This window comes from Gemmata sp. SH-PL17, from assembly GCF_001610855.1.
Taxonomy (GTDB): Bacteria; Planctomycetota; Planctomycetia; order Gemmatales; family Gemmataceae; genus Gemmata; species Gemmata massiliana.
Genome location: NZ_CP011271.1, coordinates 3485187 through 3507556 on the forward strand (window position 1 = coordinate 3485187; position 22370 = coordinate 3507556).

The 22370-nt window shown below is 65.8% G+C and carries 18 protein-coding genes; 15 read left to right on the forward strand and 3 right to left on the reverse strand.

Annotated features, from left to right (window positions below; genetic code table 11):
- Positions 1-92: 92 nt before the first annotated feature.
- Entirely contained in the window at positions 93-3491 is a 3399-nt protein-coding gene (locus tag VT84_RS14595) for a PAS domain-containing protein (protein WP_162271707.1), read from the reverse strand.
- 417 nt (positions 3492-3908) lie between these two features.
- On the opposite strand from VT84_RS14595, the gene VT84_RS14600 reads away from it, so the two are divergent.
- The 3 genes from VT84_RS14600 (at position 3909) to VT84_RS14610 (ending at position 7180) form a co-directional block, all read left to right on the forward strand.
- The gene (locus VT84_RS14600; RefSeq protein WP_082840062.1) at positions 3909-5132 is read left to right on the forward strand and encodes a threonine synthase; all 1224 of its coding nucleotides are present in this window, start codon (positions 3909-3911) and stop codon (positions 5130-5132) included.
- 242 nt (positions 5133-5374) lie between these two features.
- Positions 5375-6226 (forward strand): slipin family protein, encoded by an 852-nt coding sequence (locus VT84_RS14605; protein WP_052557823.1) that lies wholly within the window; start codon positions 5375-5377, stop codon positions 6224-6226.
- 117 nt (positions 6227-6343) lie between these two features.
- On the forward strand, positions 6344-7180 hold the full coding sequence (locus tag VT84_RS14610; RefSeq protein WP_052557821.1) for a TIGR03000 domain-containing protein: 837 nt from the start codon (positions 6344-6346) through the stop codon (positions 7178-7180).
- A 122-nt stretch (positions 7181-7302) separates the two neighbouring features.
- Here VT84_RS14610 and VT84_RS14615 read toward each other — a convergent pair whose 3' ends face one another.
- Positions 7303-10020 (reverse strand): WD40 repeat domain-containing serine/threonine protein kinase, encoded by a 2718-nt coding sequence (locus tag VT84_RS14615; protein WP_082840063.1) that lies wholly within the window; start codon positions 10018-10020, stop codon positions 7303-7305.
- 358 nt (positions 10021-10378) lie between these two features.
- On the opposite strand from VT84_RS14615, the gene VT84_RS14620 reads away from it, so the two are divergent.
- Positions 10379-10774, forward strand: a complete 396-nt coding sequence (locus tag VT84_RS14620; RefSeq protein WP_052557817.1) for a hypothetical protein — start codon at positions 10379-10381, stop codon at positions 10772-10774.
- Between the two features lie 48 nt (positions 10775-10822).
- Entirely contained in the window at positions 10823-11107 is a 285-nt protein-coding gene (locus tag VT84_RS14625; protein ID WP_082840064.1) for a DUF3303 domain-containing protein, read from the forward strand.
- A gap of 84 nt (positions 11108-11191) precedes the next feature.
- Here VT84_RS14625 and VT84_RS14630 read toward each other — a convergent pair whose 3' ends face one another.
- Positions 11192-12433 carry a S1C family serine protease gene (locus VT84_RS14630; RefSeq protein ID WP_082840065.1) on the reverse strand — a complete coding sequence of 414 codons (1242 nt, stop codon included), beginning with the start codon at positions 12431-12433 and terminating at the stop codon, positions 11192-11194.
- A 281-nt stretch (positions 12434-12714) separates the two neighbouring features.
- On the opposite strand from VT84_RS14630, the gene VT84_RS14635 reads away from it, so the two are divergent.
- From VT84_RS14635 to VT84_RS14680, 10 genes are all read left to right on the forward strand, one after another.
- A complete protein-coding gene (locus VT84_RS14635) occupies positions 12715-13458 on the forward strand; it encodes a hypothetical protein (RefSeq protein ID WP_052557811.1) in 744 nt (247 codons plus the stop codon).
- Positions 13459-13558: 100 nt separating this feature from the next.
- The gene (gene argJ / locus VT84_RS14640; protein ID WP_082840066.1) at positions 13559-14737 is read left to right on the forward strand and encodes a bifunctional glutamate N-acetyltransferase/amino-acid acetyltransferase ArgJ; all 1179 of its coding nucleotides are present in this window, start codon (positions 13559-13561) and stop codon (positions 14735-14737) included.
- Between the two features lie 109 nt (positions 14738-14846).
- Complete coding sequence (locus VT84_RS14645) at positions 14847-15776, forward strand: ABC transporter ATP-binding protein (protein WP_082840067.1); 930 nt, start codon at positions 14847-14849, stop codon at positions 15774-15776.
- A 3-nt stretch (positions 15777-15779) separates the two neighbouring features.
- A complete protein-coding gene (locus VT84_RS14650) occupies positions 15780-16172 on the forward strand; it encodes a hypothetical protein (protein WP_082840068.1) in 393 nt (130 codons plus the stop codon).
- On the forward strand, positions 16159-17091 hold the full coding sequence (locus VT84_RS14655) for an ABC transporter permease (protein ID WP_082840069.1): 933 nt from the start codon (positions 16159-16161) through the stop codon (positions 17089-17091). Before VT84_RS14650 ends, VT84_RS14655 begins: the two co-directional genes overlap by 14 nt.
- A 167-nt stretch (positions 17092-17258) precedes the next feature.
- On the forward strand, positions 17259-18287 hold the full coding sequence (locus tag VT84_RS14660; RefSeq protein ID WP_082840070.1) for an ABC transporter ATP-binding protein: 1029 nt from the start codon (positions 17259-17261) through the stop codon (positions 18285-18287).
- Between the two features lie 123 nt (positions 18288-18410).
- On the forward strand, positions 18411-18929 hold the full coding sequence (locus tag VT84_RS14665) for a GNAT family N-acetyltransferase (RefSeq protein ID WP_082840071.1): 519 nt from the start codon (positions 18411-18413) through the stop codon (positions 18927-18929).
- A gap of 672 nt (positions 18930-19601) precedes the next feature.
- A complete protein-coding gene (locus VT84_RS14670) occupies positions 19602-20654 on the forward strand; it encodes an ABC transporter permease (protein WP_082840072.1) in 1053 nt (350 codons plus the stop codon).
- A 40-nt stretch (positions 20655-20694) separates the two neighbouring features.
- Entirely contained in the window at positions 20695-21426 is a 732-nt protein-coding gene (locus VT84_RS14675) for an AAA family ATPase (RefSeq protein ID WP_082840073.1), read from the forward strand.
- Positions 21426-22214: a purine-nucleoside phosphorylase gene (locus VT84_RS14680; RefSeq protein ID WP_082840074.1), complete on the forward strand. Its 789-nt coding sequence runs from the start codon at positions 21426-21428 to the stop codon at positions 22212-22214. The genes VT84_RS14675 and VT84_RS14680 overlap by 1 nt, the downstream gene beginning before the upstream one ends.
- Positions 22215-22370 lie beyond the last annotated feature (156 nt).

Below are 22370 nucleotides of genomic sequence, written 5' to 3' on the forward strand. Positions count from 1 at the left end.
TTCGACCCCGAAACAGTGAGCGACCTTGCCCCTGTTCTATACGCCCGGAACCCGGGTGTGGTTTCCCGGAGCGGTTTCGGGGCCGGCGCGCCTTACGAGGCGCGGGCCTCTGCCGCCCCGGGGGTGGCACCCCGGTCGAGCACGTCGCGCACCTTACCGACCAGTGCTTGGGGCGAAAACGGTTTCTGGAGGAACGCCTCGACGCGGTCGCTGCGGAGCACGACCTCGTCCGTGTAGCCGCTCATGTAGAGCACGCGCAGGTCGGGGGCGCGCTGGCGCAGCGCCTCGGCGAGCTGGCGCCCGCCCATTTCCGGCATCACCACGTCGGTCACGAGCAGATCGATCGGCCCCGTGCCCCTTTCGGCCGCCCGGAGCGCTTCCGCGCCGCTGCCCACCGCGACCACCTTGTACCCCTGGCCCGCGAGCGACAGGCGCGTGATCGAGCGGACCGCGTCCTCGTCCTCGACGAGGAGGATCGTTTCGGTCCCCCGGGCGGGCGCCGGGGGCGCGTCGGGCACCTGCTCCGGCGCCTCGGTGACGGCCGGGAACAGCAGGGTGAACGTGGTGCCGACCCCGACCTCGCTCGCCACACTGATGTGCCCGCCGCTCTGCTTCACGGCGCCGTGAACGACCGCGAGCCCCAGGCCCGTTCCCTTTCCGACGCCCTTCGTGGTGAAGAACGGCTCGAAGATCTTGGCCCGCACCTGTTCCGTCATCCCGGCCCCGGTGTCGGTCACGGTGAGCCGCACGTATGGTCCCGGTTTCAGGTCCGGTTCGTCGGTCCAGTCGTCGGTCCCGAGCGCGACGTTTTGCGTCTCGATGGTCACCCGCCCGCCGTCGGGCATCGCGTCGCGCGCGTTCACCACGAGGTTCAGGAGCACCTGTTCGATCTGCCCGCGGTCGGCCCGGATGCGGGCGCGGGCCGGGTCCAGGACGGTCGCGACGACGATGTGCTCGCCGACGAGCCGGAGCAGCTTCACGGACTCGGTCACGAGTTCGTTGAGGTCCAGCACCTTCGGCTCGACCATCGCCTTGCGGCTGTAGGCGAGGAGCTGCTGGGTGAGGCGCGCGGCCCGGTCCCCAGCGGCCCGGATCTCGGTGAGCGGGAGCCGCTGCGGGTCGCTCTCGCTCGTGTCGCGCAGGATCAGGTCGCTGAACCCGTTGATGACCGTGAGCAGGTTGTTAAAGTCGTGCGCGATCCCGCCCGCGAGCCGCCCCACGGCCTCCATCTTGGCCGCCTGCTGGACCTGGGCCTCCAGGCGCTTGCGGACCGTTATGTCTTCGGTGGACATGATCAGCCCGCCGACCCCGCCGCCGGGCAGGTACCACGGGCGGACCTCCCAGCGGACCCACTGCACGCTCCCGTCGGCGCGCTCGAACCGGTCCTCGTCGCACCGCTCCACGGCCCCGGCCAGGCACCGCTTGTGGGCCTCTTTCCACCGGTCCGGGATCTCCGGGAACACGTCGTAGTGGCACAACCCGGTCACGTCCGGGAGCGCCACGTGGTAGTCGGTGAGCCAGCGCCGGCTCACGTGGATGTAGCGCATCTCGCGGTCCACCATCGCGATCGGCGCCCACACGTGGTCGATGAACAGCCGGAGCTGCTCCTCGCGCTCGCGCAGGGCGCGCTCGGCGCGCTGGTGCTCGGTGACGTCGATCGCGACCCCGCCGACGAGGGCCGGGCGCCCGTCCGGTCCGGGGATCGGGAACTTGCTCGAGAGGAACGCGATCTCGGTCCCGTCCGGGGCCGCCATCGTTTCGATGACCTGGAGCCCGGTCCCGTCCGCGAGCACGCGCCGGTCGTTCCGCTGGAACTGGTCGGCCGCGGGCGCGGGCGCGATGTCGTGGTCCGTGCGCCCGCACAGGTCGGCCGGGGCGATCCCGAAGACCCGGCCGATCGTGTTGTTGGCGTACACGTACCGCCCCTCGGCGTCCTTGATCCACGCCAGCCCCGGCAGGTGCGCCATGAAGCGCGCGAACCGCTCCTCGCTCGCGCGCAGGTCGCTCACCGCGCGGTCGCTCTCGATCGCGATGCTGGCGAGGTGCGCGGCCCGTTCGATGAGTTCCCCGAACCGCGGGTCCGGGGCGCCGGGAACCCGCCCGTACACGGCGAACGTGCCCAGAACGGTCCGCGGGACCGGTCCGCGCGGGGCCGCGAAGACGGGAGCGGACCAGCACGCCCGCAGCCCGTGCCCGAGCGCGATGTGCTTGTAATCGGCCCACAACGGGTCGGTGGCGATGTCGTTCACAAACACGGGCTTGCGCGTGTACGCGGCCGTGCCGCACGACCCGACGCACGCCCCGATTGCGACCCCGTTGATGGCCGCGTTGTAGTCCGCCGGGAGGTGCGGGGCCGCCCCGAGCCGGAGGTGGATCCCGTCACGGTCCAGTACGAGGATCGAGCCCGCGGTCCCGGGGAGCTGGCCCTCGACGATCCGGACGATTTCTTCGAGCACCGCGGCGAGCGGGGCCCCGCTCGCGATCTGTTCCAGGACGCGGTTCTGGTGCGCCAGTAGCGCGGTGGCGCGCTTCCGCTCGGTGATGTCCCGGGACAGGATCTGCATGCCCGTCACGCCGTTCACCGCGCACGGCCCGGCGCACGTCTCCACGTCGATAACGGCCCCGTCGAGGCGCCGGACCCGGACCTCGCGCGGCCCCATCGTCGCCCCGTCCCGGAGGATCAGGGCCTGCCGCGCGACGCTCTCCGCCACCTCGTCCGAGTGGAGCTGGGCGTTGAGCTCCACCCCGATCAGCGCGTCCGTCGAGGGGGCGTTCATCATCCGGGCGGTCGCCGGGTTCGCGAACACGATGCGCCCGTCGCACACGATGATGATCGACTCCGGCGCCAGTTCGACGAGCGCGCGGTACCGCTGCTCGCTGGCCCGCAGTTCCGTTTCCGCGCGCTTTCGATCGGTGACGTCGCGCGCGGTCCCGATCACCCCGATGACGTACCCCGCCGAGTCCCGGTACGGAACTTTTGTGGAGTAGTACGTCCGCGGTCCCAGGGGCGTATCGAGGTCCGTTTCCCAGGTGCGGAGCTCGCCGGTTTCGATGACCGCGCGGTCCTGGTCCATTAGGCGCCGGGCCGTTTCCGGGTCGAACAGCTCGGCGTCGTTCTTCCCGAGCGCCTCTTCGACCGACTTCCCGGCGAACCGCGCCGAGGCCCCGTTCAACAGGAGGTACCGGCCCTTCAAGTCCTTGGCGAACACCGCGTCCGTGGTGCCCTCGGTGACGGACCGGAGCAGCCCGATCGCGCGCACCAGCGCGCGGACCTCGCGGCGCACCATTACGTACAGGAGGGCGGACGACAGGGCGATGAACGCGGTCCCCTTCAGCGCCGAGGCCCAGAACGTTTCGACCGGGTCCACGCCCATCAACAAAAGGGCGCGATCGGACAGCCAGATCCAGGCGAGCGCGAATAAAAAGTACGCCCCGGCGACGCGCGCGGGCGACGCGCGGTGGGGCGGGGCGGGCGGGGATGTGCGGCCCATTGTCAGAGCCCTTAAACGCAAACAGTGACACCCGGCCGGGACTGATCGGAGCCCGAACGACTGTTGGGAACTCCGAACGTTCCGCGAGCCATCGAACTGCGGACGGGGCGCCTTCAAATCGCGCAAGCCCAGCCCGGGTGAACAGTTGCTATGAACATACGATAGCCGATCCGGGGCGCGGTGCTCAAATTTTTGTAACCAGAATATTATCGAAGCATTGGACGCAGTATTGCCCGTTGGACCGGAATAAATCGTCATTTCATAGGGCTTCGAGAGATCGTCGCGCCTCTCCGGGACACCCTTTTACAACCGCACCCAATATTGTGTCGTTCCGCTGAACACCAGATCCGGCGCGTGCGGAATTTCGGTGCCCGAAACGCCCACGGCCGCCTTTCGCGGAGTCGCTAGCATACCCTCATGAACCACTACGTTTCGCACCTGGAAGCCGCGATCGACGGCACCGTGCTACCGTTCGGCCGACTTGCCAACATGCACAACGCGCGCCCGATCTGGGTGCGGTACCACCTCGATCAGATCAAAACCGCGGTTACCCCCGCTCAGATCGCCGCCCGCGCCCCGTCGCTGTGGCGCTACCGCGAACTGCTCCCGTTGCCACTCGACGAAGCGCCGGTCATGCTCGGCGAGGGCATGACGCCCCTCCTGCACTGCGCGCGGCTCGGCAAGCAACTCGGGCTGTCGCAACTGTTCGTGAAGGACGAATCGCAACTGCCGACCGGGAGCTTCAAGAGCCGCGGGATGGCCGCGGCCGTGAGTATGGCAAAGTGGCTCGGCGTGAAGCGCGTCGCGCTCCCGACTGCGGGGAATGCGGGCGGGGCTGCTGCCGCGTATGCGGCCCGGGCGGGGCTGGAGTGCTTCGTCTTCATGCCGCACGACACGCCCGTTGTGAACCAGTTCGAGGCCCAACTCTATGGCGCAAAAGCGTTCCGGGTGAACGGCCTCATCAACGATTGCGGCAAGATCGTGAAGGACGGTGCGGAACGCATGGGATGGTTCGATCTCTCCACTCTCAAGGAACCGTACCGGCTCGAAGGCAAGAAAACGATGGGTCTGGAGCTGGCCGAGCAGATGCAGTGGGAGCTGCCGGACGTGATCTTCTACCCCACGGGCGGTGGCACCGGTCTAATCGGCATGTGGAAGGCGTTCGCGGAACTGAAGGAACTGGGGTGGTTGCGGGGCGGGAAGTTCCCGCGACTCATTTCGTGCCAGGCCGAGGGGTGCGCGCCGATCGTGCGCGCGTTCGAGAAGGGCGAGCGGTTCGCGGACCTGTTCCCGAACGCCCACACGGTCGCGAGCGGGTTGCGCGTGCCGGTCGCGGTCGGTGACTTCATGATTATCGACGCGATCCGCGCGAGTGGCGGGAAAGCCGCCGCCGGGAGCGAGTCCAAAATCGGCGCCTGGATGCAGCGCGCGAGTTCCGCGGAGGGGATCAGCGTCTGCCCGGAAACCGCGGTGTGTTTCGATGTTCTCGAACGCATGATCGCCGCGGGTGAGGTGAAGCCCGACGAGCGCGTAGTGGTGTTCAACACCGGGGCGGCCCCGAAGTACCTCGAAGCGATGCCCTACGCCCTGCCCGCACTTAATAAGGACCGGGTGGACTGGGACGCGATCGTCCGGGCGTAGGAGTGGTGGAGTCACGCGCCGAACGTTTTATTCGTGCGGCGCGAGAATGCCGCGAACCTTCACCGACGCTTTCCCTCTCTTCCAACAGGGGCCGCAGGCGGTCAGGTATAAGCGGTCTATGTGAACGCCGGGACGTCAAACGGCACCTGGCTCCGACCTCACAGATCGATAGCCGCCGATTTACCAACTCGGTCGCCTTCGCGGCCCCCCGCACAAAAGACACGTGACGCAGCGGAGGGGGCATGACCACTCAAAACGAGATTCTTATTAAGGACACGCACCGTGGTCTGAAATACGTCGACGGCGTGCTCACCGAGGTTCTCGGCGCCGGTCGGCACGAACTGCCGCGCCCCCGGATTTTCGGGCGCACGCCGCGGGTCGAGATCCAGATCGTGGACATGCGCAACCGCGACCTCACCATCAAGGGCCAGGAGATCCTGACCGCCGACAAGGTCGCGATCCGCGTCAGTATCCTCGTTCAGTTCGCGGTCACCGATCCCCGGGCCGCGGTTCACGCGGTCGCGAACTACGAGGACCGGCTCTACAGCGACGTGCAACTCGCCGCGCGCCGGAGCCTCGCGGCGATGACGCTCGAAGACATTTTGACGAACCGGCACCGACTCAGCGAGGACATCCTGCGCGAGGTGAAAGAGGCCGCCACGGGCTACGGCGTCGCCATCGCGCGGGCGGACGTCAAAGATCTCGTGTTCCCGGGCAACCTCCAGGAGATCATGAACAAGGTGCTCGCGGCCGAGCGGACCAGCCAGGCGCAACTCGTCGAGGCCCGAACCCGGTCCGAGGTGCAGCGAATCGACGCGCAGACGAAGGCCGACGCGGCCCGCGTGCAAGCCGCGGCCGATGCCGAGGGCGTGCGCGTGCGAGCAGAAGCCGATGCCGAGGCCACCCGGCTGAAGGTGCAGGCCGAGCGTCTTGCGGTCGAGGAGCGGAGCAAGGCTTCGGCCGCGTTCGCGGCGCACCCGTCGCTGATGCGCCTGGAGGAACTCGGCGCGCTGCGCGACCTGGCCCGCAACGCGAACGCCCGCATCTATCTCGATTTCAAAGAGGCGGTCGCCAACGGGCACACCGACGAGTGAGCCCCGTTCCGACGGAGCCAGACCCGGTGCGCTCCGCTCACCGGGTCTGGCTCCGTCGGGGCCGGTCCGTATGAAGGCGAAGGGGCTTGTCGCGTTCACATCGGGAGGGATCGCGTCATGAGAACGGTGCGCGTCGGGGCTGTCGGGTTCGTCGTCGCCACCCTGATCGGGGTGGCATGTGCCCAGGAGAAGAAGCCGGCCACGATCACCATCACGGTTCCGGACCGGGGGTACAAGGAGACGGTCGTCAAGGTGGACGGGGACGAGGTCATCGGGACCGGGGTCACCCGGACGTTCACTACGCCGGCCCTCGAAGCCGGCAAGGAATACACGTTCAAGATCGAAGCGCTGATCGAACCGAACAACTACACGAAGATCACCCGGCCGCGCGAGATCAAAGTCAAGGCCGGCGACGCGGCGAAGATCGACCTCACGACCGAGGACAAGAAGCTGGACAAGATCGTGGTCCGCTGGGTGCCGACCCCCGTGGACATCGTGGACGAGATGGCCAAGCTTGCCAAGATCGGGAAGAACGACGTGATCTTCGATCCGGGGTGCGGCGACGCGGTCATGCTCATCCGCCCGGTGAAGGAACTCGGGGCCAAGAAGGGGATCGGGATCGACATCGATCCGAAGATGGTGGCCGAAGCGAAGACGAAGGCGAAGGCCGAGGGCGTCGCGGACCGGGTCGTTATCACCGAGGGCGACATTCTCAACGAGAAGGACATGGCCGGCGCCGCGGAAGCGACCGTGGTCCTCGTTTACATCGGCGACGACCTGGGGGCGCGGATGAGTCCCGTGCTTCAGAAACTACTCAAACCCGGCGCCCGGGTCGTGTCGCACCGGTTCAAACTCGGCGATTGGAAGCCGGACCGGACCGTGACCGTGAAGGGCGCGGACGGCGAAGATTACGTCCTTCACCTGTGGACCGTGAAAGAAAAAGAGAAGAAGTAACGAACGCCACTTGGCGAACGGCCGGTGTGAGCCGGTGGAGACTTGAAGGACTACCCGCTGTCGGTTTCACCGGCCGGCTCACACCGGCCGTTCGCCGATCTGCTGGAGCCGACCGCCCGGTTTCACTTCACCGGTTCGGCTTCGAGCACCTCGACCGTTCGGACCGCGAGCTGGTTCCCCTCGCCCACCGCGTTGTTGACGACGCACACGTCGATCTTCCCGCCGTTCGGTCGCTGGAAGGTCATACAGATCGTCTTCCACTTGCCGTCGGTCCCCTCCAGTCGGGCTTCCGCAAGGGAGGTGTATTCGTCGCCGCGCGGGTTCCGGATCTGCACGACACCCTGGGCGTCGTTCATCGTCCGGTACTCGACGTACACCCGGTACCGCTTCCCGGGCAGGACGGGCAGGTTCAACCCCTCGTCGAACTGGAACAGTACCTGGCTGGACACTTCGTCGTTGAGGTTCGTGACGCCGATCCACGGGCGCGCCTCGGTCACGTCGCCCTGGAACTCGGCCACCGACTCGCGCTTCCAGCAGTGCAGGTAAATGCCCCGCCCGATCTGTTCCCGCACGCGCGGGTCACTGTGCTCACCGTCGCGGAACGTGGACCGGAGCAGGGCGCTGGTGGGCAACTGGAAGCTGTAAATCAGCGGGTCCGTTGGGGCCGGGGGGAGGGACCAAACGCGCACGTTGCGGTCGCGCCCGCCGGCCGCCGCGGACCGGCCGTCCCGGGCGGCCACGATGCTGATCAGATCGGTCCACCCCTCCCCGCGCCAGCACGTGAGTTCCCGGCCGGTCAGGGTGTCCCAGATTTTGACGGTCCCGCCCTCGTTGTTCGGTTTGACGTCCTGCATCGGGCCGCCGCACGTCAACATGCGCCGGCCGTCGGGCAGGAAGCGGACGCGCTCGACGATGCCCTCGTGCGCGTCGATCGTGCGGATCTCGGTACCGGCCTTCAGGTTCCACAGGCGAATGGTGCCGTCGAACCCGCCCGAGGCGAGCACCTGACCGTCCGGGCGGAACTCGACCGCCCGGACCTCGCTCGTGTGGCCCGTCAACCGGTTCAGTTCGCTCCCGTCGGCCGTTGCCCACACTTTGATAATGTTCGATTCTTCGGGTCGTATATTCTCACCGAATCCGGCGGCGAACTTCGTCCCGTCCGGTGAGAACGCGACGGCCCACACCTGTTTGGCCGCGTGCTCGAAGCGCCGGACCTCGTCGCCGGTAATCAGGTTCCGCAGAACCACCGCTCCGTCGCCCCCGCAGGTCAGCAGGTACTCGCTGTCGGGCGACACCGCGAGCCCCCACGTTGCTTTCTCGTGGGACTGGTACACGCGGGCCTCGCGCCCGGTTTCCCAGTCGAAGGCCATGATCGGCATGCGCTCCCCGCCCACCAGGAGGTGGCGCCCGTTTGGGGTGGTCGCGCACACCAGGCCGCGGGCGCCGGGGCGCGTCGCGGGTGCGTGGAGCCGCGCGCCCGTCTTCGCGTCCCAGATGAACAGTTTCCCGTCCCAATCGATGGACGCGCACCGGGTGCCGTCCGGCGAGAGGACGATGTCGTTTACCGGTGAACTGTGCCCGGACAGCACCAGGGACTCGGGCGCGAGCGGGAGCCGGGGTTCGTCGCCGGTTTGTGGGTGGGCCGATTTCGCCCCGCCCAGGACCGCGTACAGCAGCCCGGCGACGAGGACCGGGGCGCACCAGGCGGCGCGCCGGAGCCCGCGCGAGCGCAGGAGGCGCTGGAACTTCGTGCGCCGCGGTTGAAGGGCGGCGAGGCTCACGGACGTCGTGTTGTTGGACCGGAGCGCGAGCATGATCCCGCTCGACACATCGGACGGGAGCCACGGCATGAGGGCGAGAATCACCTCGTGTGCCGACTGGTACCGGTCGCGCGGGAGCTTCGCCATCATGCGCGCGACGACGGCCGCCAGCCCGGGCGCGACGTCGGGGCGGGCCTTCCGCACGTCCGGGGTCGCGGCCAGTTGGTGCTGGGCCACTTTTTGTGCGGTCGAGCCCTGGAACGGCGCGCGCCCGGTGAGCAGCGCGAAGAGCGTCGCCCCCAGGCTGTAAATGTCGCTCCGGGCGTCGAGGTGCGCGTTGAGGGCCTGTTCCGGGGAGAGGTAGTCCGCGGTCCCGACGATGACGTCTTCGTCCAGGGTGGCGGTGAGCGCGTCCCCGGGGGTACTGAGGGACCGGGCGAGTCCCATGTCGAGCACCTTCACGGTGCCGTCGCCGGCCAGGATCAGGTTCGCGGGTTTGATGTCGCGGTGGACGAACCCCTTGCTATGGGCGTGCCGCAGCCCGGCCGCGGCCTGAGCGATGTAGTTCGCGGCCCGCTCGGGGAGCAGAGGACCGGACTGGTCGAGGAGCGCCTGGAGGTCGACCCCGTCCACGAACTCCATGACCAAAAAGTACGTCCCGCCCGCCTGGGTGATGTCGTGTAGTCGGACGATGTTCGGGTGATCGAGGGCCGCGACCGCGCGGGCCTCGCGGAAGAAGCGCTCCAGCCCCAACTTCTCGCGGGCCTGCTCCTCGTTCAGCACCTTGATCGCGACCTTGCGCCCGAGGTCGACGTGTTCCGCGAGGTACACGATCCCCATCCCGCCCTTCCCGAGCGGGCCGAGCACCCGGTACTGGCCCAGTGCGAGCCCGCGCACGCGCCCCGCGAGGAGCTGCTTCGCCTGGAACGGGGTGAGGACCGCGGCGCTGACGAGTTTCTCCGCGCACGCAACCGGTTCCGCCGGGAACTCACCGGCGACGCGGTCGAGGGTGCCTTCGTCGAGGAGGCCACTCGCGCGAACCAGATCGAGGAAATCGGGAGTGGTCATGGGCGCGGCCATTGGGCAATAGCTCGGCAGCGGAGCAGGAGGGACCGTTAAACGGTTCGCTGGGAACTGTAGGACGGATTCTCACGGATTTCCTAGGGTATTCCCGCGTTCTCGTGTGGGGCGGGAATTGCGACCGAGCAACAATTGTTTTGGTAATTTGATGTCGGTACTGACGCCCGAAATCGCGCCCGCAACGAGTTCTCGTGCCGAGGCATGAGAATAGCCCAGGTGTAGCTCATAATAATCTCATCGTCATCGTCAGTGAATCGACGATATTCCCCCGAGCGGGTGTCGAATCTCTCATAAGTGGCCGCTCCGTAATCGCGGTCGCGGCTACCGACAACGAATTCGCGAACGCGAGGCGCCCGTGATGCGGCTTTTAATGCTCCCGTTTCGCTACTTGTGGGCGCTTCCTGTAACCCTGTTGGGGGTGCCGGTCGTTCCGCTCACGCTCGTGACGGGTGGCCGCGTGCGCGTGGAGCGCGGCGCGCTGGAAGTTTACGGCGGGTTCGCCCGGTTCTTCCTGCTCCGGTGTCTGGCGATCAAGGCTTCGGCCATGTGTCTGGGGCACATCATCTTGGGCCAGGACCGCGAGTGCCTCGACCACTCGCGCGACCACGAGCACGTTCACGTGCGCCAGTGCGAGCGCTGGGGGGCGTTCATCGTCCCGGCCTACCTGCTGTCCAGCTTCTTGGCGTGGCGGCGCGGGGGGCACTTCTACTTCGACAACCGGTTCGAGCGCGAGGCTTACGGGTTAGACCGCTGAGTGAAAGCAGGAATCGTGCCGCTGGGCTTGGTTTCGAGAGGGCGCCCGATGTTGTTCATGATCGTCGAACGTTTCAAGAATCGCGATCCCGTACCCATTTACCAGCGAGTGCGCGAATCGGGGCGCTCGCTCCCCGACGGGCTGCGGTTCGTGAACAGTTGGATCGAAGTCAACTTCGACCGCTGTTTCCAGTTGATGGAGTGTGCCGACGCCCGACTGCTAATGCAGTGGATTTTGCAGTGGCGGGATCTGGTCGAGTTTGAAGTGGTCCCGGTCTGTCCGTCTCAAGAAACGCGCGAGTTATTCGCGGGACCGGGCGATAGACCCGCGTGACTCACTGGCGAGGAGCCGCACATCGCGTGTGCGGAACCGCTCACTCGGTGGCACACGGGCCGGTCGAGTACCGTTCGGCTGCCGTCATACCCCGCCGACGGTGACGGGGATTTCGAGTTCGTTCGGGTAGCGCTGAATCTTTACAGTGGCCGTGGTGCCCGGTTGCAGGTCGCGCACGACGCGCTCGTAGTCCTCGACGTTGTCGATGGTCTGCCCGTTGATGGCGGTGATGAGGTCGCCGGGTTGAGTGACGACCCCGCGCGGGTTGAAGCTGCACCCGCGCAGCCCCGCGCTCTCGGCCGCCCCTTTCGGGACGAGTCGCTCGATCATGACGCCGCGGTCGTAACGGGCCTGGCGCAGCCGGCGCTCGTCGAACAACTTCACGCCCAGGTCCGGCCGGAGCGAGCGCCCCGACTGGATCAGTTCGGTCACCACGCGGTTCACGGTGTCGACCGGGATCGAGAACCCGATGCCCACGTTCCCGCCGTTGGGGGTCGCGATCGAGGTGTTCACACCAATCAACCGGCCTGTTTTGTCGAGGAGCGGGCCGCCGCTGTTCCCGGGGTTGATCGCCGCGTCCGTTTGAATCACTTTCGGGATCTTGATTCCGCTCGGCGATTCGATGATGCGGTTCAGTGAGCTAATCAGCCCCCTCGTCATGGTCAGGCTCAGTCCGAACGGGTTACCGATCGCGTAGGCCTTTTGGCCCACTTTCAGGTCGTTCGACGTCCCGACTGTGATGGGCTTCAGTTTGTCCTTCGGGGCCGAGATCTGAATGACCGCGAGATCGCTGTCCTCGGCCGTTCCGAGCAGTACCGCGCTGTACGCGGTGCGGTCCGCGAGGACCACGCGCAGCTCCGTGTTGGGCTTTCTTCGCACCTCCGCGACCACGTGGTAGTTCGTCACGATGCGCCCGGACGTGTCCCAGATGAAGCCCGAACCGCCGCTGGTCTGAAGCTCGGTGGATTGTTCGTCCCACCGGCCCCTCTTCACCATCACCACGTCGACGTTTACAACGGAGTCCTTGACGTTCTCGAACAGTGTGACGGCCTCGCTTTCTTCGAGGTCGAGCGGGCCGGCCGGCACCGCGGCGCGGAGTTGCGCGTTCGGATCGAGTCCCGGGCGCTCGCCGCGGAACTTGTTCACAAGGTGCGACCCGCCCCACAAGCCGACCGCGCCGAGCGCGAGCCCGATGAGGAGGAACATGCCGTACCATGCGGGGCCGCGTGCGGGTTCGGGCCGTTCGTACCTGTTGCGGGGACCGGGCCGGGGGCGCCGGTCGTCGCGGTCACCGTCGTAGCGGTCGTCGAGTTCGTAGTCTCGCATGGTTCGCGCCCCTCGTCTCGGGTCCGTTACTTATACGATATCGCGAACCCGGGCCGGGATTCGAGGGAATTGAATCCGCCCACAAAATACGGGCGAAAATGCGGCTCGGACCGATCGGACACGTTGGGCGCTCCGGGTCGTAACGGCCCGAAACGGATTAAAACGGCCGGGCGAATAAAAATCAGTCACTCGTTCACGGCTCCTGATCCGTCGGTTACACTGTGCGGGTAACCTCGCGACCGGGGTTCCGCTTCACGTCCTTTGTTTCTAAGGGGTTAGCCATGCGGGCGCGTATTCTGATGGCGGTGCTTGTGCTGGCGGGGACCGCCGGTCTGTCGCGGGCGGACGAAAAGGCGCCCGCGGCGCTCGAACGAGGCGAACTGGACAAGCGCATTGTCGCGGTCGTGTACGAAGCGGCGGTGCTCGGTACGGACCTGTTCAACCCCCCTCGGAGCAACCACGACGGGTGCGCGCGCCTGTACCAGGGCACGCTGCTCGCCGTGATCCCGCTGCTCGACCACCGGCCCAAGTTGCAGACCGCGGCGAAGGCCCGGCTGGAACGCGCACGCGGAATGAAGCCGGCTGAAGCGGCGATCGAACTGCGAACCGCGCTGGACGAGATCCAGAACGACATCGCCCCGCCGAAGAAGGATCCGACCACCAAGACGAGTTTGTGGGAGCGGCTCGGCGGCGAGAAGGACGTGCGGACGCTGGTCCGCGCCGCGTGGCTCAACGCCGCCGAGAGCGCGGCCCCGTTCCGCGACAAGAAGATCGACGCCGCCAAGGTCGAACAGGCGCTGGTGGCGTTCGTGAGCGCGAACTCGGGCGGGGCGCTCAAGTACAGCGGCGCGGACCTGAAGTCGGCGCTCGGCGGCGTGGCCTTCACCGACGCGGACTTCGACACGCTCAGCGACAAGATGGTCGAGCAGTTGAAGAAAACCAAGCTGACCGAAGTGGACCTCGCGGCCCTCGGTAAGGCGTGGGGCGCGGTCCGCAAGGACTTCGTCGAGAAGCCGAAGAACTAATCACTTGCTACTGGACGATCGCACGAACGGGGGGCCGCGCCTCCCGTTCGGCTTTTGGTACGGCCCTTCTCCGACTTGCCCCCGCTGATAGGATTGGGACATGAGCGAATGGCACCTGGCCCGCGGCTACCGGTTCGCGGGGATTGTGAGCGGACTGCGCACGGAACCGGACCGGCGCGACCTGGCCGTCATTGTGAGCGACTCCCCGGCCGCGGCCGCGGGCGTCTTCACTCAAAACCGGGTGTGCGCGGCCCCGGTGCAGGTGAGCCGCGATCGACTCCCACGCCCGGACGCACGTGCAATCGTGATCTGTTCAGGCAACGCGAACGCTTGCACCGGAGAACAGGGGCTCGCCGACGCCCGGCGCATGACCGAACTGGTTGCAGCTGAACTCGGGTGCCCGCCGGAACAAGTGCTGGTCGCGTCGACGGGCGTGATCGGGCGCCCGCTACCAATGCCCGTGCTCGAAGCCGGCGTGCCCAAGGCGACCCGCGAGGTCGCGCCCGGGCGCGACGCCTTCTCGAACGCGGCCCACGCGATCCTCACCACCGACACCGGCATCAAGATCGCGACGCGCCGGCACGCCGGGTTCACGGTCACCGGGTTCGCCAAGGGCGCCGCGATGATCGGCCCGAACATGGCGACCATGCTCGGGTTCGTGCTCACGGACGCCGCGGTCGCCCCCGCGGACCTGCACCGCATTCTCAAGATCGCCGCCGAACAGAGCTTCAACAGCATCTCCGTCGAAGGGCACACCAGCACGAACGACACGGTGTTCCTGCTCGCCAACGGGAACGGTCCGCCGCTCGCGGGCGCGGAACTGGACGCCTTCGCCCACGAAGTGCGCCACGTCTGCATCGAACTCGCGCGCAAGATCATCATCGACGCGGAGGGGGCGGAGCACCTCGTCACGATCGACGTCGAGGGGTGCCGGACCGACGCCGAGGCGAAGCAGATCGCGAAAACGATCGCCGAGAGCGCGCTGGTGAAGACCGCGGTGTTCGGCGCCGACCCGAATTGGGGGCGAGTCGTCTCCGCGGCCGGGTACTCCGGCGTGGCGTTCGAGGAAAAAGACCTGTCGCTGTGGATGGGCGATATGCTGCTCTACCGGTCCGGGGCGCCGTTGCCGTTCGATGCCGCCGCCGCGTCCGCGTACCTGAAGCACAACCGCGAGGTCCACTTCAAACTGAAGTTCACGCTCGGTTCCGGTCGCAGCACGTTCTACACCAGCGACCTCACCACCGAGTACGTGCGGCTGAACGCGGACTACACCACCTGATGGTGAACCCCGGCCGCAAGGTCTGGGGTGCTTGTCTGGAGTCCGGTAGGGCGAGGGCCGCACAATCAACCTACCCCCGGCCTTGCGGTCGGGGTTCACCAAAACATCCATGCCCCTCATCGAACTCAACGCCGTGACACGCCGGTTCGGTGCGTTCACCGCGCTGAGTGACGTCACACTGTCGCTCCCGCAGGGGCGCATCGGGCTGCTCGGCCCGAACGGGGCCGGGAAATCCACGCTGCTGAAGATTCTGATGGGCCTCATTCCGCCGTCGAGCGGGACCGGTCGCGTGCTCGACGAGACGCTCGGCGGCGACCGTGACGCGGAAGGGAACTGGCGCTTGCGGCGGCTCATCGGGTTCATGCCGGAAGCCGATTCGCTCGTTCCCGGTTTGACTGGGGTCGAGTACGTCAGCCTCGCCGGGGAACTGTACGGGATGCCGCGGCGCGAAGCCACTCGGCGCGCACACGAGGTGCTCTCGTACCTGGAGCTAGAAGAAGCGCGGTACCGGTGTGTCGAGGAGTATTCCGCCGGCATGAAGCAGCGGGCAAAACTGGCCCAGGCGCTCGTTCACGACCCGCCCGTGCTTTTGCTTGATGAGCCGACGTCCGGTCTCGACCCCGCGGGGCGCGACGCGATGCTCCGGCTCATCAAGGCGCTGGGCATCGACCACGGCAAGTCAATTTTGCTCTCCACGCACCTTCTCGCGGACGTCGAGGCCGTGTGCGAGCGGGTCGTTATTGTGGCCGGCGGCCGCGTGCGCGGGCAGGGCACGGTCGCGGAACTGTGTGCGCGCCGACAGGACCGGTTCCGGGTGCGCGTGCAGGGCGATTTCTCCGCCTTTCGCGCGGACATTGAGGGCGCCGGTGTCAAGTTCGTCGGCGACAACGGTCAGGGCGAGTGGCGCGTGACGGTTCCGCCCGGGTGGTCGAATCTCACGTTCTTCGAGCACGCGGACGCGCGAGGTGTGGTCATTCGCGCGCTTGTTCGCGACGACGAGACCCTGGAAGAGTTGTTCCTGCGCGCGGTGAGCAACTGAACTATGGAGCCGCCGATCCTTTTATCTCTCATCAATCTGATCGCCAGCCCCGAAAAATACGACGGGAAGTTGGTGATTGTGCAAGGGTTCCTCAGCCTCGCATTTGAAGGAACGTGTCTTTTCCTCCATCGCGAGGACTGCGAATACGGCCTGTACCAAAACGCTTGTTGGGTGAGTGTTCGGCACGGTGACCTCACGTTGGATCGTGCGAAGCAGTTGCACTGCCAATACGTCATGCTCGAAGGAACGTTCCGACGGGAAGAGACCGGCCACATGGGGGTGCTGCAAAACGGTGGCATCTGCGACGTAAAAAGGTACCAGCTTCGTCCGCGTGTGCGAGACACGGGTTCCTCTCTACTCACCACAACAGACACACCCAAAGATGGCGCAAACTGACACGCTCCTCCGTTACCGGCCGTGGCGCGGAACCCCGCGCGGTCCGCTGTTCGCCTCGACCGCGCTGGCCCGCGCTTCGCTGAAGCTGCTCCTGCGCCGGCGGCTCATGTGGGGGCTGTTCGCGCTCGCGCTGCTCGTGTTCTTTTTCTTCTTCTACGCGCAGTACCTCGTGGTGTGGATCGCGAACCAGCTCGCCACCGAGACGGTTCGGTTTGCAGGGATTCCGGTCAACGCGCGCAACATCACGCGGTTCCTCGACCGGCTCGCGCTCAACGGGACCGATCACACGTTCGGGAATTTCATCTGGTATCAGGGGTACGTACTCGTCATCGTGCTCGCGCTCGCGGGATCGGTGCTGGTGGGCAACGATTTCTCGCACGGGAGCCTGCCGTTTTACCTCTCGAAACCGATCGGGCGCTGGCACTACGTTCTGGGGAAGTGCCTCGCGATCGGCGCGCTCATCAACCTGTTGACCACGGTCCCGGCGGTCGTCCTGTGGCTCGAAGCCGGGCTGCTCTACGACTGGAAATCGTACTACCTCGAAAATTTCACGCTGCTCCTGGGTATCATTGGGTACGGGTTCGCGCTCACGATCACGCTGAGCCCGCTCACCGTGGCGACGGCGGTACTCGTCCGGCGCACGGTGCCGATGGCGATGATCTGGATGGGCCTGTTCGTGCTGCTCCCGATGCTCTCCGGGTGGCTCGTAGAGACGCTGAAAGACGAGCACTGGCGGCTCATCGATTTGTGGAACGATCTCTATTTGTGCGGTTTGTCGTGCCTGAGTGCGGACCCCGCGAGTATTCGCCCGCAGCCGCAGCCGGAATACTGGCAGGCGTGGATCGCAACGGGCGCCGTTGTGGTCGCGTGCGTGCTATACCTGCGTCGGCGGATTCAGGCGGTGGAGATCGTACAGTAAGCGATGGATCAGAGTCGAGGCATTGAGTTTAATCGATCGTCCTTGTTTTTGTTCTGTGGCACAGGCCTCTGGCCTGTGTTACGCCTCCCACAGGCCAGAGGCCTGTGCCACGAGCAGAAACACAAACATCCGACTGGCTTTCAGGGGTTGAGGCACGAGAATCAGCCATGATGCGCACCGAGTCGGAACTCGTCGCCCCTCCACGCCCGCGCGCGGACGTAACCCCAACTCCACCCGTGCCCGCAACTCGACCTCCTCTGCTGCTGTTCGAGCAAGTCTCCAAGTGGTACGGGACCGTCCTCGCACTGAACCAGGTGACGCTCGAACTCACGGGCGGAATCACGGGATTGGTGGGCGCGAACGGAGCGGGTAAATCGACGCTGCTCCGGATGGCGAACGGGCAACTGAAACCGACACTCGGCCGCGTCAGCGTGCGCGGGATCGATTCGTGGGACTGGCGCGCGCGGCGCCTGGTCGGGTACTGCCCGGACATCGATGCGTTTTACGAAGACCTGTCCGGTCGGCGGTTCGTGTGGGTGATGGCCCGGTTGTGCGGTTACACGCGCTCCGAATCGACCCGGCGCACGGAAGCCGTTCTCGAGCGCGTTGGCATGACCGACCGCGCCGACCGCAAGCTCCGCGGGTACTCGAAGGGCATGCGCCAGCGCATCAAACTGGCACAGGCGCTTTTACACGACCCCGAATTGCTCATACTTGATGAACCGCTCTCGGGCATCGATCCTATCGGGCGCCAGGAGTTGCTTGAACTCTTCCAGGCGCTTGCGGCGCAGGGGAAGTGCCTGCTCATTTCGAGCCACGAACTCGAAGCGCTGGAAAAGCTGACGAACCACGTCGTCATCATGGCGCGGGGGCGGGTCGCGGCGGTCGGGACGCTCCAACAGATCCGCGACCTGCTCGACGACCACCCGCTTTCCGTGCGCATCGACGTGGACCGCCCGCGCGAGGTCGCCCGCCTGCTGCTCGCGACACCGGAAGTGCTCGCGGTGGACGTGGAGCCGAAACTCGCGGACGGCGTCGCGGCACTGGTGGTGAAGGCCCGCAACCCGAAGCGCTTCTTCGAGCTGTTCGGCCGGCTCGCGGTCGAGCACCGGCTCGAAGTTCAGCGCCTCGAACCGCTCGACGAATCCGCCCACGCGATCCTGGGCTACCTGCTCGGCGGTTCGGGTAAGACGTGATTGAATCTGATCCACGGCAGTGAGCGCCCGGAGCGTGCAAGGAAGGTACTTTTTTCGCGTCCAATTACCGAACTCGGCACCCTAACAACCAACTCGACGAGAGTCGTCGAAGGACGGTGACGAATGCAGGTGCGTGAGGCGACCATCGCGGACGCGGCCGAAGTGTTGGCGTTCGTGCGCGCGAAAGCCCAGTTCGACCGAGAGTTGGGCGCCTTCGCCGGCGAACTGGGTACGAGCGAGGAACTCATCCGTCTGCACCTCTTCGGCCCGCGGCCGTTCGCGTTCGCTTTGCTGGCGGGTGGACCGAGCCCGGCTGTTGGGTTCGCTCTTTACTACTTCCGTTACTCGTCCTTTCTGGGGCGCCCGAGTGTCTGGCTGGACGACCTTTACGTTCACCCGTTCGCTCGCCGACAAGGGGCCGGGCGGGTGCTGATGGGACGGCTGGCGGGACTGGCGACTGCGGCCGATTGCACACACATCGCCTGGGTCGCCAGCGCGAGCAACGCCGGCGCCATGAGCTTCTACCGGCGGCTGGGAGCCGCCGCGGTCCACCAGACCGGAGACGCGGTCACCTTCCAGATCGAGCCGGCCGGATTACTGGCCACGATAAGCTCCGCCGAACGAGGGGTGCCACCTGAGTAGCGATTGCGGATGCTAATCAAATACCGAGGAAGAAGCATTTTGACAGGATTAACAGGATCGACAGGATACAAAAAGGTTTCGTGTAATCGCACTGTGTTGGAATCGTGGTTGGTACGGAGTTGGGTTCTGCGGTGAATCGTGAGGCCGGATGAAGATGATCCAAAATCTGTTCTGAATCTTGTTGATCCTGTTAATCCTGTCAAAAACGCTTTTTGCCGGTTTGCACCTCCGTTCGTCGCCGTTTTCGATTGCAGATGCCTGTTTGCGACGCGAATGAAATCCATATTCGGATCTTTACAAATACTGAACATAGGTTTAAAATTCTGCTAGGCCCTTCAACTAAATGGCGTGGCCGTGAGGCGCTTTGTGGTTACGAAGCGGTCAAGAAATGGAAGAGATGGCAGAGGATGTTAGCAGAATCGGGTCCGAGAACGTCTGCCGAGTAGCATAATCCCCTGGAAAATGGAGAAAATGATACCAGATGTTACAGCCGAAACGGGGAACTGGGCACGTATCGGCACAGGTTCGCAGGAAATCTCAGTCGGTAGTGCGTTTCTCGGCAGGCGCACTGGCTCCCAGACCCGAAAACGTTAGCAATTGTTAGCAGGGCTTTCCGAAGCTCGGTCGACGGAGGTGGCGGGTGGAAGAGCTTCAACGCAGATCGACACGCGAATGAGTAACGAACCACCGACTGCAATTGAAAGCGGCCCGCGCACGGCGCCCCCCGATCAGCTTCCGAGCGTGCTCCGTGCGTGGGGCGTGCTCGTGGTGCAGAGCTTTCAGCGGCACTGGCGCGTGCGGCAGATGGGTTGGGTGTCGGTGGCGCTGCTCGGGCTGGTCGTGTTGTGGGTCTCGGTCGTCACGGTTCGCGGGGGATGGGATCTCGCGAACCAGCGTGCTCGTCGGAGTGCGAACACAAATGCAGAAGAGGCCGCGCGCCTCACCCCCGGTTATCGTTACCGCGCCCTCGACGCGGACGAGATGTTGTTCTTCCGAATGCACGAGGTTCCGAACCCGCTGAACCCGACCGAAGACGCACTGACCTCGCTGATGCTGTCGATCCCGCAAGCCGCGATGCGGTCCGAAGCGTTCCTCCAGAGCTGGGCCTTCATGACCTACTCGCGGTGGGTCATCATGCTCGTGTTCATGGGGTTCATTTTGCCACTGTTCACGCTCTCCTACGCGAGCGGGGCGTTCGGGACGGATCGCGAGAGCCGCTCGCTCGTGTGGCTCATGACGCGGCCCATCCCGCGGAGCGGTATCTACTTAGCGAAGTTCCTCGGTACGCTCCCGTGGTGCGTTTTGTTCGGCGCGGGCGGGTTCGGGGCAGTGTGTCTGGCCGCGGGCGATATCGGGCGCGAAGCGCTAATGCGGTACTGGCCCGCGGTCGCGATGGGAACGGTCGCGTTCTCGGCGCTGTTTCACCTGATCGGTGCGGTTTTCCGCCGACCGGTCGTGGTGGGGCTGGTGTACGTGTTCTTCTTCGAGACGGTGGTGGCGGCGCTGCCGGGCAGCTTGAAGTTACTGAGCCTGACCTTCTACACGCGCTCGTTGATGTATAATGAAGCCGTGGCCGCGGGGCACCCCGGCGACATGCTCCCCGCGATCACCAGTCAGGCCGTCTCGTCCGAAACCGCGTGGGCGGTGCTGGTCGCAGCGCCGGTTGTTATTACGATCATCGGTATGTGGCTGTTTTCCCGGTCCGAATACCGCGACGATATTTGAACCCGGTGCCCGCCGGGGTGAGTTACGAACGAAGGTTCCCATGCCCCCGCCTCCCGAATTTGTTCACGCGCCGATGCACGGGTACCGCGGCGACGACACCCGCACAGCGCTCACGCACCCGCGCGGACTGACCGTCGCCATCAGTCGGCAAGCCGGCTCGCGCGGGACCGCCATCGCGCACAAAGTTGCGGACATTCTCTCGTGGCAGGTGTTCGACCACGACACGCTCGATTACCTCGTGCAGAATGATACCGCGCGCTCGCAACTCCTTGCTGATGTACCAGCGGACGCGATGCTCTGGGCCGATGCCCAACTCGCGCACCTCCAGCGCGCCCGTAACCTCTCCGGCTCCCCCGACACGCTCCGCCTCGTGCGGCTCGTGCTCACGGTGGCCGCGCGAGGGAACGTCGTGATTTTGGGGCGGGCCGCGGGGTTCATGCTCCCGCCGGAAACGACCATTCACGTCCGCATTATCGCGCCGGACGAAGCGCGGATCGCGTATGTGGCACAGGAACTCCGCATGACCCGGCCGGAAGCGGCCGAAGAGGTTCGCGCGCGCGACGAGCGCCGGGCACTGTTTCTCGACCGCACGCTCGCGCTCGACCCGGCGGACCTGACCGCCTACGACGCGGTGGTGAACTCCGAGCGCCTCGGGGTCGAGGGGACGGCGCAGTTCATCGGCTGGGCGGTTCGGACCAAGCAGATGTTCACGGAACTGGCCGACGAACCGCCCCCACCGTTCACCGATCTTGATGAACTGGCAGGGGCGTAATGCCGGTGCTCGCAGAGTTTGCCGAATTCGCGCGCGCGGTCCGCGCCCGGTCCCCGAGAACGGCCGTTGTTCTCGGTTCCGGTTTGGCGACCGCCGCAACCGCATTCACCGCTCACGCTTCGATCGGCTTCGGTCACATTCCCGGGCTGGTTCCACCGTCGGTTCAGGGTCACGGTGGGAGCCTTGCTGTCGGTGAATGGGCGGGTACCCCCGCGCTCCTCTTCTCGGGCCGGTTACACGTCTACGAGGGGCACTCGTGGGACACCATCACAAGTGCAGTTCGTACCGTCGCGCAACTCGGGGCGACGCGCGTCGTGCTGACGAACGCAGCGGGCGGAATCAACCCGACGCTCCACCCCGGCGGGTTGATGGCGATTCGCGGGCACATCAAGTGGCTCGGCCCGACTTCGTGGCGTGCGCTCGCGAATCACGCAACCGCGCCGTCACCCTACTCCTCGCACCTGATCGAAATGCTACACGCACACGAAGTAGCAGCGAAGCGTGAGCTGCTCGCGGGGGTGTACGCGACGCTGACCGGACCGAGCTACGAGACGCCCGCGGAGATCCGCGCGCTGGCCGCGATCGGTGCGGACGCGGTCGGCATGTCCACCGCGCTGGAGGCAGAAGAAGCGGCTCGCTTGGGTCTGGAAGTCGCCGCAATTTCGTGCATTACGAACAAGGCCGCGGGCCTCAGTGACACAGCTCTCGATCACGCGGAGGTATTGACCAACGCCCAACTCGCGGTCGCCCGAATGGGTGAACTGCTGACGTGTCTTGTTCACGAATAGTCGGCTTGCGAGACAGAGAGCTGCAGAAGCAGCAGCGACTCTCAGTCCGTGATATTTTTTGGTAGCACATTTCCGCCCGTTTCGCTTTTTCTCTCGTGGCGCGCGTCTGTGGCACCTTCTTCAATGCGCCAGGACATCGAACATCGCGAAGAGCGG